The 15,348-nt window shown below is 55.2% G+C and carries 17 protein-coding genes and 3 pseudogenes; 9 read left to right on the top strand and 11 right to left on the bottom strand.

All coding sequences use genetic code 11. The features are described from left to right. Positions 1-150: 150 nt before the first annotated feature. The 8 genes and pseudogenes from AC07W5_RS16265 (at position 151) to grxC (ending at position 4,222) form a co-directional block, all read left to right on the top strand. A complete protein-coding gene (locus tag AC07W5_RS16265) occupies positions 151-309 on the top strand; it encodes a hypothetical protein (protein WP_495023793.1) in 159 nt (52 codons plus the stop codon). Positions 310-505: 196 nt separating this feature from the next. Then, positions 506-1,138, top strand: a complete 633-nt coding sequence (locus tag AC07W5_RS16270) for a carbonic anhydrase (protein ID WP_495012342.1) — start codon at positions 506-508, stop codon at positions 1,136-1,138. Between the two features lie 68 nt (positions 1,139-1,206). Then, entirely contained in the window at positions 1,207-1,683 is a 477-nt protein-coding gene (locus tag AC07W5_RS16275) for a nuclear transport factor 2 family protein (protein ID WP_214383422.1), read from the top strand. 44 nt (positions 1,684-1,727) lie between these two features. Next, positions 1,728-2,280: pseudogene (gene wrbA, locus AC07W5_RS16280) on the top strand (NAD(P)H:quinone oxidoreductase). 128 nt (positions 2,281-2,408) lie between these two features. Beyond that, positions 2,409-2,876, top strand: a complete 468-nt coding sequence (cynS, locus tag AC07W5_RS16285; protein WP_495023794.1) for a cyanase — start codon at positions 2,409-2,411, stop codon at positions 2,874-2,876. 169 nt (positions 2,877-3,045) lie between these two features. Beyond that, entirely contained in the window at positions 3,046-3,228 is a 183-nt protein-coding gene (locus AC07W5_RS16290; RefSeq protein WP_495012340.1) for a DUF2790 domain-containing protein, read from the top strand. 37 nt (positions 3,229-3,265) lie between these two features. After that, entirely contained in the window at positions 3,266-3,928 is a 663-nt protein-coding gene (locus AC07W5_RS16295; RefSeq protein WP_110750121.1) for a carbonic anhydrase, read from the top strand. Between the two features lie 30 nt (positions 3,929-3,958). Then, positions 3,959-4,222, top strand: a complete 264-nt coding sequence (gene grxC, locus AC07W5_RS16300) for a glutaredoxin 3 (RefSeq protein WP_495012339.1) — start codon at positions 3,959-3,961, stop codon at positions 4,220-4,222. An 18-nt stretch (positions 4,223-4,240) separates the two neighbouring features. Here grxC and AC07W5_RS16305 read toward each other — a convergent pair whose 3' ends face one another. The 4 genes from AC07W5_RS16305 to AC07W5_RS16320 all read right to left on the bottom strand — a co-directional run bounded on the left by AC07W5_RS16305 (position 4,241) and on the right by AC07W5_RS16320 (position 8,435). Further along, positions 4,241-6,313 carry a 2Fe-2S iron-sulfur cluster-binding protein gene (locus AC07W5_RS16305; protein WP_495012338.1) on the bottom strand — a complete coding sequence of 691 codons (2,073 nt, stop codon included), beginning with the start codon at positions 6,311-6,313 and terminating at the stop codon, positions 4,241-4,243. A gap of 195 nt (positions 6,314-6,508) precedes the next feature. Further along, positions 6,509-7,189, bottom strand: a complete 681-nt coding sequence (locus AC07W5_RS16310) for a glutathione S-transferase family protein (protein ID WP_495012337.1) — start codon at positions 7,187-7,189, stop codon at positions 6,509-6,511. A 32-nt stretch (positions 7,190-7,221) separates the two neighbouring features. After that, complete coding sequence (locus tag AC07W5_RS16315; RefSeq protein ID WP_140678626.1) at positions 7,222-7,767, bottom strand: cysteine hydrolase family protein; 546 nt, start codon at positions 7,765-7,767, stop codon at positions 7,222-7,224. A gap of 44 nt (positions 7,768-7,811) precedes the next feature. Then, positions 7,812-8,435: a DJ-1/PfpI family protein gene (locus AC07W5_RS16320; protein ID WP_495023795.1), complete on the bottom strand. Its 624-nt coding sequence runs from the start codon at positions 8,433-8,435 to the stop codon at positions 7,812-7,814. Between the two features lie 263 nt (positions 8,436-8,698). On the opposite strand from AC07W5_RS16320, the gene AC07W5_RS16325 reads away from it, so the two are divergent. Then, positions 8,699-9,475 carry an alpha/beta fold hydrolase gene (locus tag AC07W5_RS16325; RefSeq protein ID WP_495023796.1) on the top strand — a complete coding sequence of 259 codons (777 nt, stop codon included), beginning with the start codon at positions 8,699-8,701 and terminating at the stop codon, positions 9,473-9,475. 41 nt (positions 9,476-9,516) lie between these two features. On the opposite strand, the gene AC07W5_RS16330 is transcribed toward AC07W5_RS16325, so the two are convergent. The 7 genes and pseudogenes from AC07W5_RS16330 to gorA form a co-directional block, all read right to left on the bottom strand. Next, on the bottom strand, positions 9,517-10,428 hold the full coding sequence (locus AC07W5_RS16330; protein ID WP_495023797.1) for a LysR family transcriptional regulator: 912 nt from the start codon (positions 10,426-10,428) through the stop codon (positions 9,517-9,519). Beyond that, entirely contained in the window at positions 10,428-11,348 is a 921-nt protein-coding gene (locus AC07W5_RS16335) for a LysR substrate-binding domain-containing protein (RefSeq protein ID WP_495023798.1), read from the bottom strand. The genes AC07W5_RS16330 and AC07W5_RS16335 overlap by 1 nt, the downstream gene beginning before the upstream one ends. 204 nt (positions 11,349-11,552) lie before the next feature. After that, on the bottom strand, positions 11,553-12,182 hold the full coding sequence (locus AC07W5_RS16340; RefSeq protein WP_495023799.1) for a glutathione S-transferase family protein: 630 nt from the start codon (positions 12,180-12,182) through the stop codon (positions 11,553-11,555). Positions 12,183-12,305: 123 nt separating this feature from the next. Further along, positions 12,306-12,425: pseudogene (locus AC07W5_RS16345) on the bottom strand (transcriptional regulator CynR); the annotation flags it as partial. Between the two features lie 365 nt (positions 12,426-12,790). After that, positions 12,791-13,009 (bottom strand): annotated as a pseudogene (locus AC07W5_RS16350) (glutathione S-transferase N-terminal domain-containing protein); the annotation flags it as partial. Between the two features lie 301 nt (positions 13,010-13,310). Next, a complete protein-coding gene (locus AC07W5_RS16355) occupies positions 13,311-13,940 on the bottom strand; it encodes a hypothetical protein (protein ID WP_495023800.1) in 630 nt (209 codons plus the stop codon). Positions 13,941-13,982: 42 nt separating this feature from the next. Next, positions 13,983-15,344 carry a glutathione-disulfide reductase gene (gene gorA, locus AC07W5_RS16360; RefSeq protein WP_495012329.1) on the bottom strand — a complete coding sequence of 454 codons (1,362 nt, stop codon included), beginning with the start codon at positions 15,342-15,344 and terminating at the stop codon, positions 13,983-13,985. Positions 15,345-15,348 lie beyond the last annotated feature (4 nt).

Consider the following 15,348-nt stretch of genomic DNA (forward strand, 5'->3'; position numbering starts at 1 on the left):
CGGGCCGTCTGCCCGGAAATCATGTTTTCCAAGCAGCCGGCAAGTGCAGCCTATTTCTGCAAGTTAACCGGCGGCTCACCCTTCTTGACGATGTAAGGTGGTCTACGCGCGGACCCCGTTCCGATGAGTCTCCCGCCCCTCGATCTATCCATGTCATGGATCGCCACGCTGGACAACGATCCAGGCGAGCGTTGGTTACGCTCCCGCATTGCTGATTATTTGAGCGAAAAAAGTGGAACATTGCTCGAAATAAGTGCAAAAAAAAGCGGCTTAAAATTTCCGTCAATAATTCAGGTTAACCAAGCCTAATTATTGCAGTAATTGATGAACGAAGTCACGACTCACCCTCCAGCCTTACATAGATAGCATGAAAGCTCAGCAGCATTAGACTTATCCCATATAATAAATAAATCATTGCTCCCTCTTATTCTTGGACGATATTTAGCAAGACCTCTAGCATTGGTCTTCGCAATTTCACCCAGACACTTAACGCCGGAACTTGCACATGAAAGAACTCATCGAAGGTTTCATCAAGTTTCAAAAAGAAATTTTTCCGCAGCGAACGGACCTTTTCAAATATCTCGCCACTACCCAAAATCCAAAAACGTTATTTATCACGTGCTCCGATAGTAGAGTCATTCCGGAGTTGCTCACACAGCAAGAGCCCGGAGAGCTATTCGTTATACGCAACGCTGGGAACATAGTTCCATCCTATGGTCCACAACCGGGTGGTGTCACCGCCTCTGTCGAGTATGCCGTTGCGGTACTCGAGGTCCATGACATCGTCATTTGCGGTCACTCGGATTGCGGAGCAATGACGGCGGTTTCCAGTGGCAAATCATTGAATCATTTACCGGCAGTGGCGGCCTGGATGAGCTATGCGGAGTCGGCGAAGGTAATGAACGCGACCCGTACCCACGCATCCGACAAAGAACGTGTCAGCTCAATGGTTCGGGAAAATGTTATCGCTCAGCTCTCCAACCTGAAAACCCACCCCAGCGTCAGATTGGCTCTGGAACAGAAAAAGCTGAATCTGCATGGTTGGGTCTATGACATCGAAACAGGGTCCATCGTCGCGCTCGATGGCAGAACCAACAAATTCGTTCCATTGGCGGAGTTTCCGGAAACAACGGCATAGGGCTCACCTGCTCCCTAAGCACATTGCCTGCTTGACCACGATGTCCCCACACGTTTGGAGTGAAAATCATGGCTGAATCTGAAACGCGTCCCCCACTACCCCCTTTCGATCGTGAGTCGGCAATTCTCAAAGTCCGGCTTGCAGAGGATGGCTGGAACTCCCGCGATGCAGAAAAAGTTTCACTGGCTTACACAACTGATACCAAATGGCGAAATCGAGTCGACTTCGCAGTAAACAGGGCTGAAGCCGCAGCATTCCTGACCCGAAAATGGAACAAAGAACTGGACTATCGACTGATCAAAGAGCTGTGGGCATTTACCGATAACCGCATCGCGGTACGTTACGCCTACGAATGGCACGATGACTCCGGTAATTGGTATCGCTCATACGGAAACGAGAATTGGGAGTTTGCTGAAAACGGACTGATGGCTCATCGGTTTGCCTGCGTCAATGACATGCCAATCAAAGAGTCGGAGCGAAAATTTCGTTGGCCGTTAGGCCGTCGCCCTGACGATCATCCAGGTCTTTCTGATTTAGGCCTGTAACAACCGGCGTTCGACAGATGATGTAGCGAAACGAGGAAGTGAAGATGGTCAAGATTCTGGTTCTCTATCATTCGATGTACGGCCATATCGAAATGATGGCGCAGCATGTAGCTCAGGGTGCTAGCAGCGTCCCGGGGGGGTGAAGTCACGGTAAAGCGTGTTCCTGAAACCATGGATCCTGAGGCATTCAAAGCTGCACATGGCAAAACTGACCAGGCGGCTCCAGTGGCAAACCGTGCTGAATTGTCTGGCTATGACGCCATCATATTTGGCACGCCTACCCTCTTTGGCAACATGTAAGGACAGATGCGCAACTTCCTCGATCAGACTGGCGGCCTGTGGGCTAGCGGAGCACTGGTTGGCAAGGCCGCAAGTGTATTTACATCAACGGGTACTGGCGGTGGCCAAGAGATGACCATCACCTCGACGTGGACGACACTTGCTCATCACGGCATGGTCATTGTGCCTATCGGTTATTCCGATCCAGCCTTATTCGATGTATCGCAACCAGGCGGCGGTACCCCCTATGGGGCATCCACCATTTCAGGTGCTGATGGATCCCGCCAAATTCATGAACGCTCCGACCTGCATCTATAGGAACGACTTATGCGCAGGATTGTATATCGGTCTTGGACGCTATCGAGCAACCAGCAGAACATTGCTTCACACCCAAGCAACACCAACCTGGCAAACAGCCAACAAGCAAACCCGATAGGAGAAACACCATGCAACAGTCCCACGCTTACAACGACACCAGCCTCGAGCTGACCGCGAAAATCCTCGACGCCAAGGCGCGCAAAAACTTGTCCTTCGAAGACATGGCTCAAGGCACCGGCCTCGGTCTGGCTTATGTCACTGCCGCCCTGCTCGGCCAGCATCCACTGCCTGAAGCCGCTGCCAAAGTGATCGGCGAAAAACTGGACCTGGACGCCAACTCGGTCGCCGGTCTGCAAATCATCCCACTGCGCGGCAGCCTGTCGGGTGTTCCAACGGATCCGACCATCTACCGCTTCTACGAAATGATCCAGATCTACGGCACCACCTTGAAAGCCCTGGTTCACGAGCAGTTCGGCGACGGCATCATCAGCGCGATCAACTTCAAGCTCGACATGAAGAAAGTCGAAGACCCGGAAGGCGGCCACCGTGCAGTGATCACCCTCGACGGCAAGTTCCTGCCACTGCGTCCTTTCTAAGGATGCAACCGGACCTGTAAATCGGCCCGCAGCCTTGCGGGCCTGCTTCAAAAAATTTCTAAACCCTTTTCGATCAATCACCACATTTGAATGGAGGATTCGTCATGAAAAAATTCTGTTTCTCGCCCTGTCCCTGACGGCTTCGCTGTCAGCCTACGCACAGGAAGCTGTGGTAGCACCTGAGGCCGTTCCATATGCGTATGGCATGCACTTGGATATCGCCAAAGTCATTCACATCACCCCGACGGCTGATGTCTGTGGCCCGACGCCAGTGCAAATGACTTACCGCGATTCGCACGGTGAAACCCACATCCTGGAATACAGCGTGATCGGTAGCGGCTGCACCAACTAATTGTCACTCACTCAACACTCAATGAAAGGTAAACATCATGAAAGCGCTCATCGAAGGTTTTTTGAAGTTCCAAAAAGAAGCATTTCCGCAACGCACTGACCTGTTCAAACACTTGGCCACCACGCAACATCCAGGCACGTTGTTCATCACCTGCTCCGACAGCCGTGTTGTACCGGAACTGCTGACGCAGCAAGAGCCTGGCGAACTGTTCGTGATCCGTAACGCTGGCAACATCGTGCCGTCCTACAGCCCACATTCCGGTGGTGTGTCTGCCACGGTCGAATACGCCGTCGCCGTACTGGGCGTGACCGATATCGTGATCTGCGGCCATTCCGATTGCGGTGCCATGACCGCTGTCGCCAAGTGCAAGTGTATGGATCACTTGCCTGCGGTCGCCGGCTGGTTGCAACATGCCGAGTCGGCGAAAGTCATCAACGAATCGCGTCCTCACGCCAGTGAAGCCGCCAAAGTCAGTTCCATGGTGCGTGAGAACGTCATCGCCCAACTGGCCAACATTCAGACTCATCCAAGCGTGCGCCTGGCTCAGGAAAAAGGTCTGGTGAATCTGCATGGCTGGGTCTACGACATCGGCACCGGTTCAATCGACGCCCTGGACGCCGACAACAAGACCTTCAAGTCACTGGTCAAGCATCCGAACACCGTTGCCGTTCATGCCCGTCCAGCAAAAGCTGTTGCCTAAATCAGCCTCTAATTTTCAGGAGCACTCAACATGCTTGAAGTCACTATGTACACCACCACGACCTGCCCCTACTGCCGTAATGCCAAGCGGTTGCTCGATGCCAAAGGGGTTGCGTACAAGGAAATCGATGTGCGCTCAGTCGACGTGAAGAACGAAATGGTCAGCCGAAGCGGTCGCCATACCGTCCCGCAGATCTTTTTCGGCAACTGGCACGTTGGCGGCTTCGATGACTTGGCTCAACTTGAAAGCGAAGGCGGCATCGACCAGGTACTCAACCCGCGCATGGCGGGATGAGCACCGATGACGGCCAGTTCACAAATCCAGCACCAGGGGGGCGTCGCCCTCCTTGGCTTGCGCTGGCACCGCACAGCAAATCAGTACTTCCCCTTCGGCCGGCATCTCAGCCGGCAGGTTCAGATAATGCACTTGGCCACTGACCAATCGGGTCCTGCATGTACCGCACGATCCGCCCCGGCAACTGAAGTCCGGGTTCAGGCCACGGCTCTCGGCCAGTTCCAGTAAACTCCCACCACCCGGCTCCCAACGAGCTTCCTTCGCCGATGCCGAAAACAGCACTTTGACCGGGCTGCTTGCCGCGGGTATCTGCTCGACCGCCGGGGTTAAATGATCCCGTTGGCGAACCAGGGTCGAAGGACCGAAAGTCTCCGCGTGAATACGATCATCGCCAATACGCAACTGACGCAGGCCGTCGTACAGCGCCTGGGTAAAAGCACCAGGGCCACACAGGTAAAAGTCGTAATCGTCCAGGGGCAGCAATGCCTTGAGCAGTTCGACATCCACACGCCCCGCCACTTCAAAATCCTCACCAACGCGAGCATGAGTTTCCGGCTGACTGAGCAGACGCAGCGCACGAACTTTATCCTTGGCACGGGTCGCCAGTTCGTACAGCTCATCGCGAAACCCGAGTTCACTCAGGCTGCGCGCACTTTGGATGAACCAGGTCGGTCGAGTGCGACGGATACGTTCGCCTTCATAAATCACTTCACGCAGCATCGACAACAGTGGCGTCACGCCCACGCCCGCGGCCAGCAAAACCAACGGTCGATATTCATCGGCTTGCACCGTGAAGCGCCCTTGAGGGGCACGGGCTTCAACCAGATCCCCTACCTTAACGCGGTCGTGCAGATGCGACGAGATGAGTCCGTCACGCTTGACGCTAATACGGAAAAAACTGTCCGACGGCGCACTCGACAGGCTGTAGGTTCTGACCAGAGGCGCCTGTCCTTCAGCAAGGCAAAAGCGCACCGGCAGATGTTGGCCAGCCTCAAACCGCGGTATGCCCGCGCCATCGGCCGGTTCAAAATAGAAGGAGCGAATGGAGCTGCTCTCGTCAACGATCCGCGTCACCCTTAGCGGTCGCCATTGATCACGCAGGTTATCGGCTTGCAATCGGCCCTCAGCTTGCTCCCAACTGCCCGTCATCAGGCTGTTAGGCGAAAAACCTTCAAACCGCCAACGTAGGGCCAACACAGCCTGACGTCGAACCACCTGTTCCACGGTCAGTGTCCAGAGCCGCTCAGCCCCCTGAAAGGCGGCAATCTCCGGCCCCTCGAGAATGATCTCGGTACGCCCGCTGACTTGCAGCATGTCGCCTGTTTCAAAATCGATGAACACCAGCCCTGCGCGCGGGTTGAGCAGGAAATTACCCAAGGTGTTGAAGTGCAGGTTGCCAGCGAAATCGGGAATCGTCAGCACGTTGCCTTCGATCCTGACGAAACCTGAATTGCCTCCCCGGTGAGAAACGTCCACCGAGCGCCGGGATGCATCGCCATCCAGATCGACGTAGCTGGCGAGGAAAAAGGTATCGGCCTTGCTGATGGTCGACTTCGCGGCTTCATCCAGTTCGCTGAGACATTCGGCCGCTACGTTTGCTGAGGCTTGGCCAAGGCTGACCGGCTCAACGCCTCGCAACTGAATGTATTGCGGGCAGTTGCCGAAAGTGTGCACCACAGAAACGGTAAAACCGCCTGACGAGGCGGTGCTGATGTTGCCGTTCATGCGATTGCGCCTTCGGGTCTTCAGGTCAATGCCCAGCAGTCCCACCGCAGCGCCTTGCTTAAGGGCCGCCCTAACTGGATCACCCTCGGCGGGCAGGCGGTCGAGTTGCAGCACACGCGGATCGGGTGAATGGATGAAGCCAGGGGGGCCTTCGATCAACGTGGCCCAAGGCATCCCTTGTTCATCGACCGCGCCCACCACCAGGTAAGGCAACTGGTTGTAAAACAATCGATGCTGATCAGGCATGTAGTCACGTACGACCTTGCGTCCAAATATCTCCATTTGATCGGCGACGCCGACGCTTTCCTGCAACTCACGCTCACCCGCATGCCAAGGGGATGCTCCTGGCGCGTCCGACTGATTCATGATCACCTCTACGCATTCGTAAACAGGTGCCCTTCACCCGCCGCCCGGCGAGGAATGGTTGAATCCCCGGCAGCGGGGTCTAATACGCAGTTGCCGGTGATCATCAACTCTGCGCTTTGCAACCTCATGAAGCTCGAGACAGACCCTGCACGCACTTCGAGCAACCTGGAATCGCCTAAGTGGGTAGCGACCCCGCTATGGAAGCCCATAAAGCTTTTTTCTGTCTTGATCAGTTTGACCAGATGGACGAATTTGCTCCCCTTTAGCGTAGGCCCGAACCACTGCTGGGCGCGTGCTGATTTTTTCTAGCCAAGCGGCGACGTTAGGATAACCATCGAGCGTCATTCCTTGCTTGTCATGTTGTAGCATCCAAGGATAGATCGCCATATCGGCAATGGAGTACTCGCCGGCGACGTAAGGTCGTTCGCTCAATTGCTGCTCCAGAACGCCATACAAACGTTCGGTCTCTTTACTGAACCGTGCCACGGCGAGCGGTACATGTTCAGAGGCGTAATTAAGGAAGAACACTGCCTGTCCCAATATCGGCCCCAGGTTCGCCGCTTGCCAGAACAGCCACTGCATGACTTCAGCCGCCCCTTTCGCATCGGCGGGGATGAATTGCCCGCGGCGCTGAGCCAAGTACAACAAAATCGCCCCTGACTCAAAGACCGATACACCAGTCTCTCTGTCGACTATCGCTGGAATGCGCTGATTGGGTGAAATTCGGGTGAACTCAGTGGAAAATTGCTCACCATTGCTGATATTGACGGGATGCGCGACGTAGGGATGTTCCGATTCCTCAAGAAAAATGGCGACCTTCTGCCCGTTGGGGGTTGGCCAGTAGTAGTAATCGACAGCATTGGAAAGATTGAACATTGGGTTACCTTTTTCGGCAGCAGAATGAAAACCTAGGCCACATACTCGTCAGTGCTCAGCACTTCGGCGTACCCGAACTTCAAAGCGGCCATGAACGCCGCATGCACCAGATGTGCAGGAACCTTGACGTCGTTGAATTCCAGGTCGTGGGTCGTACAGGCATCGTGAATAACTGTCGCCTCAAACCCGAAGTCGTCAGACGCGCGGGTGACAGCATCGATGCACATGTGGCTCATGTTGCCGACCACGGTGACCCGTTCAATCTCGTTGTGTTCAAGCACTTCGAGCAGTTCCGTTTCGCGGTATGGGTTCATGAAGTGTTTGACGATGACCAACTCGTCCCCAAGATTGCGCACCTTCTCGTGCAATTGCGCGCCGTCGGATCCTGGAACAAAAAACGGTGCATTAGGGGCTAAAGTCTCGTGACGGATATGGATGACTAAGTCACCCCGCTCACGTGCTGCTCCAATCACACGAGCCGCATTGTCAGCGGCCGAGTCAGTAGCGTTGAGTTCCCATTTGCCGCCGGAAAAATAGTCGTTCTGAATATCAACGACGATGAGTGCTGTGTTAGTCATATGGTTACCTTGGTAAAAAGTCGATTCGGAGTGGGTGGAACATTTCAGGGCACTTGCGGCGTTTCGTACCAATCACGGTCGGGGGTGGCGAAGCGCATCTTCTTGCGGATAAAAGCGGCATTTTCGACGCTCGTTATTTTTTCGAGCAGTACGAATGCAACTTCGGTGGCAGTGCCCGGCCCGCTTGAAGTGATGATCTGGTCATCGACAACCACGGGGCGATCGACAAAGCGTGCACCGGTTTCCAACAGTTGGTTTTTCCGCTTGCCGCCCTCCTGGTGGTAGGTCGTGGCGTTCCTGTCACGCAGCACGCCGGCCACGCCCAGGCACACGGAAGACACGCAAACGCTGGCAACGGGTTTACCGGCTTCGACGAAATGCCGGATGGTCGCCAGGAAGGGTTCGCTCAAGGCTTCCTCGTAAAAACCCGACGGTTCAAAACCACCCGGCAGTGCCAAGGCATCGAAGCTGCTCACGTCCAGATCGCTCAATAAAAAACTCGGATTGAGCGTGAGACCGAAGGTGGTCACGATCTTTCTTCGAAGGCCGGCGTTGACCAGTTCCACAGGGTGATCACCCAGCAGGTTGGCCCAGCCAAGCACATCGGTAAAAGCGGCCATTTCCAGAGGCTCTACGCCGTTGGCCAGTAACATAAGCACGCGTTTCATCGGTCATGAGCCTCTGCTGTACAGCATGGAAGAGTGTGTGGGCTTATGCTCCGCCTTAACCGCGATGTAGAGAACGACCACAAAATACAATCCACTATTTCGCTCACTGAAATGCCCGAACGGCGCTTGTATCCGTTTGTAGCTCAGGCGATTTCAGACATATTTCCATGCGCCGGGCGGGCAAGTCAGACACATACGAGACACAGCATCCGGTTCAAATGGCCCTGTCGCTTCACTCCTCCCACCCCGTACAGGAGCACCTGATGAACAAGTTATTCGCAGGACTGGGCCTTGCCACAGCCATGGCCAGCGCCACTGCTGCGCTGGCGGCCCCCGTTAAACCAACGGTTGTGCTGGTGCACGGCGCCTTCGCCGACTCCAGCAGCTGGAACGGCGTGGTCAAGATTCTGGAAAAAGACGGCTACCCGGTGATCGCGGCTTCCAACCCGCTGCGCAGCCTCAAAGGCGATGCGCAATCGGTGGCTGATGTACTGAAAAGCATCAAAACCCCTGTGGTACTGGTTGGTCACTCCTACGGTGGCCCGGTGATCAGCGCAGCTGCCTACGGCAATGCCAACGTCAAGGCGCTGGTTTACGTCGCGGCTATCGCGCCTGAAGCCGGTGAATCCACCGCCGACCTGGCGGGTCGTTTCCCGGGTAATACCTTGGGGCAAACCCTGGCTCCACCGGTTGAATTGGCCAATGGTGGAAAGGATCTGTTCATCCAGCAGGACAAGTTCCACGATCAGTTCGCCGCCGATGTGCCGAATGCTGACGCAAAATTGATGGCAGCGACCCAACGTCCCGTGACCGTAGCTGCGCTAAATGAAGCCTCGAGCGAACCCGCCTGGAAAACCGTTCCGTCGTATTTCGTCTATGGCGACAAGGACAAGAACATCCCTGCGCAAGCCCAGGTGTTCATGGCTGAACGGGCACACGCCAAGAAGACTGTCGTAGTCAAAGGCGCGTCCCATGTGGTGATGGTGTCCAATCCGAAAGTCGTTGCCAGCCTGATTGAAACAGCTGCCACTGCTAAGTAATGACTAGCAGTGACCTCCGCTGTTGCGTGCGCTGCAAGCGTTCAAAGAACATCCGGCTGCATGGCCGGATGCTCGCGCAGGCCGTCGACGATGTGGTCAACAAAACTGCGCACCCGCATCGAGGCCTTGCGCCCTTCGCGGTACACCACGTGCACCGGCAGCGCCGGTAACTCATAGGGCTGCAACACACGCCGCAATCGCCCAGTGTACAAATACTCGTACAACGGATAGCTAAGACAACGGGTAATGCCGGCGCCATGAGCGGTTGCATCGATGGCCGCCTGTACTGTCGCGCAACTGATCCGTGTCCGGGCTTTTAAGTGATTCACCTCACCGTCGTGGTGGAAGTCCCACTGGACCCAGTCTCGATAAGCATGGGTGGCGACCAGTCGATGATTTTGCAGATCCTCAGGTACGCCGGGCTCACCGTGAGCAGCCAGATAAGCAGGGCTGCTGCATGCCATCGAGCGTACATAGCCCACCTGTCGTGCGATCAATGACGAACTTGGTAGATTGCCGATCAGCACCGCCACATCGATGCCCTCTTCATTCATGTTCGGAAAACGATCATGGTATTGCGCAAAGACTTTTACCTCAGGATACAGACTCATGTAGTCCGTCAGAATCGAGGTCATGACATAACGACTGAACAGCAAAGGCATCAGCACCGTGAGATTGCCTTGGGCCTGAACGTGTAAGCCCTTGGCCGAAGCCTCTGCGTCTTCGATGGCCTTGAGAATGCGTGAACAATCGACCATGAAGCCGGCGCCGGCCTCGGTCAGCGACACCCCGCGGGTGCTTCGAAGTAACAGAGGCACGCCAAGACGTTCCTCCAGCCGTGCAATGGCGCGAACGACCGTAGGTCCGGACACATCCAGACGACGGGCCGCAGCAGCCAGACTGGGACGCTCCGATAACGCTTCGAACATCAGCATTTCATGGTAGCGATCCATCAGTTGGAACCCTTCACCGCAGCCTTGAGCGCCGAATCCTTGCCGAGTCGATCCGCGAGAAAATCCACGAAGGTACGAACCTTTGCCGGTATTCGGGTGCTCTTGAGGTAGACCACTTGAATGGGCAGCGCAGGCGGTTCGAAGTCCTCCAGCACCAATTCCAGTTCGCCAGCCGCCACCTGTCTGGCCACCTGATAGGACAACACCCGCGTCACGCCCCAGCCCAGGCTGGCGATATTGATCGCGGCCTGATTGGCGGTGACCACCAATCGCGGTTCGAATCGAAAGCTCAGGGCGTTGCCGTCGTTGACGAATTGCCAGTCGCTCAGCAAATGGCTGGCCGAAGACATGACGATGTTGGCGGTACTGAGTTCTCCGGGATGACGCGGCCTGCCGTAGCGTTCGAAATAATCGGGGGTACCGCAGATCACCTGGCGTACTTCGCCGACTTTGATGGTGTGCTGATTGGTCTCGTGCAAATGACCAATGCGGATGGCCACATCGATACCCTCATCGGCCATGTTCACCACACGGTCAACCAGCAAGGCATTGAGATGCACCGAGGGATATTGATCTACGTAGTCGGCCAGCAGCGGCGCAATGTACAACTCACCAAACAGCACCGACGCGGTGACGGTTAAATGCCCGCACGGTATCGAGTAACTACCAGCAGCCGCTTCCTCCGCCTCGTCGATATCACTGAGGATACGCCGACAATCCTCGAGATAGCGTTGACCCGCTTCGGTGAGATGCAGGCTGCGAGTGGTTCGAGAAAGGAGCTGTGTGCCGATTCGCTCCTCCATCGCGGCGATGGCACGGGTCACGCTGGGGGGAGAGATATTCAACAGGCGGGCGGCGGCGGCAAAGCCTTCTTCCTCGGCTACGGCCATGAATATCTGCATTTCTTGAAAACGATCCATAGTCGCCCCTGTCTTGATGAGAGGACAGCGAGGTATCTGGCCGCTTGCGCGGGAAGACCTGATTGCCAGTATCGTCGGCTACAGCGACTTTCGCACGCGCCGTCGGGCTGGCTGCATGTACGTAAAGCGTCCTGGGAGAACTGCGAAACAGATGAAAAGGAACTGGCCGGAATTATTCTCCCGGCAAGCTCCTTCAGAATCGAGTCAAGCCTCTTGCAAGCCTACAGCAGTACGTTGCATGCCAACGAAGTTCGGCAACCCTTCGATGCTGCTCAACCAGGCACGGACATTCGGGTATTCAGTCAGCGCCACGTTACCTTCCGGTGCGTGGGACACGTAAGTGTAGGCAGCAACATCGGCGACGGTCGGCTTGTCGCCGGCCAGGAATTTGCTCTGACCCAGCTCCTCCTCCATGATCTTGAGCAGGGCATGAGAACGTTTGATCGTTTCTTCGGCGTCATAACCGGCACCAAACACGGTGATCAATCGCGCGGTGGCAGGGCCCGAATTGATTTGACCGGCGGCCACCGACAACCAGCGTTGAACCTTGGCTTGCTCTACCGGGTCGGTCGGCAGCCATTGGCCCTTGCCATATTTGGCGGCGAGATAAACCACGATGGCGTTGGAGTCAGCCAGGACGGTGCCGTTGTCATCGATCACCGGCACTTGGCCAAAGCGGTTGAGAGCCAGGAAGTCAGGCGTTTTGTGCGCGCCCTTCATCAGATCCACGAATACCAGTTCGGTTGGCAGTCCCAGCAGGGACAGCATCAGTTCGACCCGATGAGAGTGGCCAGACAAAGGGTGACGATAAAGTTTGATCGCTTGCTGGGACATGACGTGCTCCGATTGTTGTTTGAGTTCGACCCGGTGATCGCGTCGATGGAGTTATCTTCCCCTCCTCTCATAAACAGCGGAATGACCAGCAATTACAATCCAGCATTTCATTGCGTGTAATGATCATTTTTTTGCCGAAGCTACTGCCCCCACCGACACTCCCAACATCAGGTCCATAAAGGCGACTGACGCCGCGCTGTGATAGTTGTTTTTACGCCGTAACAGGGCGGCTCCGCGCCGTGGCCCCTTGTCCACCAGTCTGCGAAGCCTTTGGTGGCAAAAATTTCCTCTGCGTCCGGCGTCATCGATAAGTAAGCACATGCCGGTGCCAGGTACAGGTCGCCGATGCTCAATGCGGGCCCACCCACAAATGGATCGTTGCCTTTGATCTTCATCAACTCGCTGAGCACCAGTTTCGATTTCTCGATGCCTTGAAGGCGAGAGGCGTCGTTCTGCCCGCCAATGAAGTCAGGGAACAGGTAATAACCGAAGACGGCGACCATCGAACCATAACCATAGGAATCGTAGATTGCCTGAGCCATATGGCTCCTGGCGCGGTCCCGAGCAGTTTTGGGCGTCAGTGAAGTCCCAGGCAGAACTTCATCCAGATAGCTCATGATCGCGCTTGTTTCGATCACCCTGAAATCGTCGTGATCGATGACCGGCACTTTCCCGAACGCATTCCGTGCGAGGTGTTCCGGATGATGCGGTTCACCTTTCATCACGTTAACCTGTAACTGATTGAATTCCGCTCCTTTTTCCTTCAGCAGCATTTTCACCGTACGAACGTATGGACTGCCGTCAAAACCGTAGAGAGTAAGGCTCATGACGCTTGCTCCAACATAGATGGACGTTATCGAGCCCCTGCCTTGTAAGCAGTGTTGCGATGCCAGAGGAACCGAGTCTGTAACACATCAAACGAGCTTGTCGGTATACGGGAGCAACGGAGGCATGAAAGCCGCGAGGGAGGTCAACGTCAATTTGACGGTGCTGTAACCGATGTTGATGGTGACATACACCTAGGCAAGCCAATTCAATGTAGACCAATCCAATGACGAGTGAACGGAGTGTTCACGACCATATTTATCGACATACGCTCTCCCCTGCTCCGCTCAAACCAAATCGATTTCAAGCAAAAGCGCGAGGCTGATTCCGTTTGTTCTTCTGTGCGAGCTTACCCACAACCCGAATGGCATTTGCCGAAAACATGATGCTAAACGGCAATACATACCAAGCGCTCAGGGGGATGCGTTTGAAGTTGGAGTAAGCAAAAACTGCTGCTAGCACCCTCATGCCGGTGGGGTGCAAGGCCTTCCAGGTCTTGCGACCAATCAGACGTGTGGTGGTCTTGAAGGGCGTAATTGTCATCCACAGGATCGGGATAAACAAATAGCCAAGCGTGCCATGGATGTTGGTGATAGTGCATCGACCGGGCCAGAACTCGGTGTTCAGCTGACCGTACTCGTAGATCAATACCGCATGCAGCAGGTGAGAGAACGCGAATGCCAGACCAATGAAACGACGCTCGCGCACAAGCGCTTTGGAAAACGGGGACGGTACCAAAACAGCGAATGCAGAGGCGGTAAAAGCCACAAGAAACAGAGCAAACGAGGTGCGCGCGGTGGCGCGGATTGCGCTACGTAGACCTTCAACTAAATCTGGACTCAGCGCCAGTATCAACGCCGTCATCACCAATATCAGCAAACACAGCAGACCGAACAGCGACCAGCCTTCGTAACGAGGTAATTGGACTTTCATAACAACACTCTTGAAAAAAGTATTTGGATTGGCCGTCTGCTGTCATCTGCCAGAGACAGGTGTACGCAGGGTCACAAATTCTTCTGCCGAGGTCGGGTGCACACCGATGGTTTCATCGAACAGGAGCTTGGTCGCACCCGCTTTCAACGCGATGGCCAGCCCTTGGATGATGTCTCCGGCGTCGGGACCCACCATGTGCGCGCCCAAGACCCGATCAGTAACAGCATCCACCACCAGCTTCATCAACGTCTGCTCAGACGAATCCGTGAGGGTCAGTTTCATCGGCTTAAATCGGCTTTCGAAAACGGTCACATTGTGGCCATTCTCCAGCGCCTGTTCCTCAGTCAGCCCAACGGTTCCGATGTTGGGCTGGCTGAACACAGCAGTGGGAATGTGGCGGTAATCTACTGGACGATATTCTTCAGGTTTGAACAATCGACGAGCGACCGCCATGCCTTCCGCCGTTGCAACAGGGGTCAGTTGCACTCGGCCAATCACATCACCCAACGCCAGGATCGATGGTTCGCGAGTTTCAAAGTTGTCATTGACGTCTATGTAACCCTTTTCATTGAGTTCGACGCGGGTATTTTCCAGGCCCAGATTGTCGAGCATCGGCCGCCGGCCAGTGGCGTAGAAAATGCTGTCGGTCTCCAGTTGACGACCGTCGTTGAGTGTCGCCAGTAGACTACCGTCAGACTGTTTATCGATCTGGACGATATCGGTGTTGAATTCCAATTGCAGTCCGCGCTTGGTCAGCTCCTGCACCAGGTGCGTGCGAACCGCCTTATCAAACCCACGCAGGAATAGATCACCGCGATACAGAAGGCTGGTGTCGGCACCAAGGCCATTGAAGATGCCGGCGAATTCGACGGCGATGTAACCGCCGCCCACCACCAGTACTCGCTTGGGCAGTTGCTCCAGAAAGAATGCTTCATTCGAAGTGATGGCATGCTCGCGACCTGGAATATCCGGAATTTGTGGCCAGCCGCCTGTTGCAATCAAAATGCGTTCGGCGCTGAAACGCTGTCCATTGATTTCCACATGATGCGCGTCGGTGAGTCGTGCATGACCTTCGAGTATCGTTACGCCGCTGTTGATCAGCAGTTTGCGATAAATACCATTGAGTCGTTCGATCTCACGGTTCTTGTTGGAGATCAATTTTCCCCAGTCGAATTGTGCCTTGCCGGCAGTCCAACCAAAGCCCTCGGCCTGTTCAAAGTCGTCAGCAAAATGGGACCCGTAGACCAGCAGTTTCTTCGGTACGCAACCGACGTTGACGCACGTACCACCGAGGTAGCGACTCTCGGCAACCGCCACTTTCGCGCCGAACCCTGCGGCAAAACGCGCTGCGCGGACACCGCCGGAACCTGCACCAATCACAAATAAATCAAAGTCGTAGGTCATCTCA

The organism is Pseudomonas sp. GW821-FHT01E05, assembly GCF_059422425.1.

What these genes read in the sequence shown, in the direction of transcription:
- gorA (WP_495012329.1), bottom strand. Translation starts at nt 15,344, where the DNA reads ATGACCTACGACTTTGATTTATTTGTGATTGGTGCAGGTTCCGGCGGT.
- AC07W5_RS16270 (WP_495012342.1), top strand. Translation starts at nt 506, where the DNA reads ATGAAAGAACTCATCGAAGGTTTCATCAAGTTTCAAAAAGAAATTTTT.
- AC07W5_RS16330 (WP_495023797.1), bottom strand. Translation starts at nt 10,428, where the DNA reads ATGGATCGCTACCATGAAATGCTGATGTTCGAAGCGTTATCGGAGCGT.
- AC07W5_RS16295 (WP_110750121.1), top strand. Translation starts at nt 3,266, where the DNA reads ATGAAAGCGCTCATCGAAGGTTTTTTGAAGTTCCAAAAAGAAGCATTT.
- AC07W5_RS16335 (WP_495023798.1), bottom strand. Translation starts at nt 11,348, where the DNA reads ATGGATCGTTTTCAAGAAATGCAGATATTCATGGCCGTAGCCGAGGAA.
- AC07W5_RS16315 (WP_140678626.1), bottom strand. Translation starts at nt 7,767, where the DNA reads ATGACTAACACAGCACTCATCGTCGTTGATATTCAGAACGACTATTTT.
- AC07W5_RS16340 (WP_495023799.1), bottom strand. Translation starts at nt 12,182, where the DNA reads ATGTCCCAGCAAGCGATCAAACTTTATCGTCACCCTTTGTCTGGCCAC.
- AC07W5_RS16305 (WP_495012338.1), bottom strand. Translation starts at nt 6,313, where the DNA reads ATGAATCAGTCGGACGCGCCAGGAGCATCCCCTTGGCATGCGGGTGAG.
- cynS (WP_495023794.1), top strand. Translation starts at nt 2,409, where the DNA reads ATGCAACAGTCCCACGCTTACAACGACACCAGCCTCGAGCTGACCGCG.
- AC07W5_RS16310 (WP_495012337.1), bottom strand. Translation starts at nt 7,189, where the DNA reads ATGTTCAATCTTTCCAATGCTGTCGATTACTACTACTGGCCAACCCCC.
- grxC (WP_495012339.1), top strand. Translation starts at nt 3,959, where the DNA reads ATGCTTGAAGTCACTATGTACACCACCACGACCTGCCCCTACTGCCGT.
- AC07W5_RS16275 (WP_214383422.1), top strand. Translation starts at nt 1,207, where the DNA reads ATGGCTGAATCTGAAACGCGTCCCCCACTACCCCCTTTCGATCGTGAG.
- AC07W5_RS16320 (WP_495023795.1), bottom strand. Translation starts at nt 8,435, where the DNA reads ATGAAACGCGTGCTTATGTTACTGGCCAACGGCGTAGAGCCTCTGGAA.
- AC07W5_RS16265 (WP_495023793.1), top strand. Translation starts at nt 151, where the DNA reads ATGTCATGGATCGCCACGCTGGACAACGATCCAGGCGAGCGTTGGTTA.
- AC07W5_RS16355 (WP_495023800.1), bottom strand. Translation starts at nt 13,940, where the DNA reads ATGAAAGTCCAATTACCTCGTTACGAAGGCTGGTCGCTGTTCGGTCTG.
- AC07W5_RS16325 (WP_495023796.1), top strand. Translation starts at nt 8,699, where the DNA reads ATGAACAAGTTATTCGCAGGACTGGGCCTTGCCACAGCCATGGCCAGC.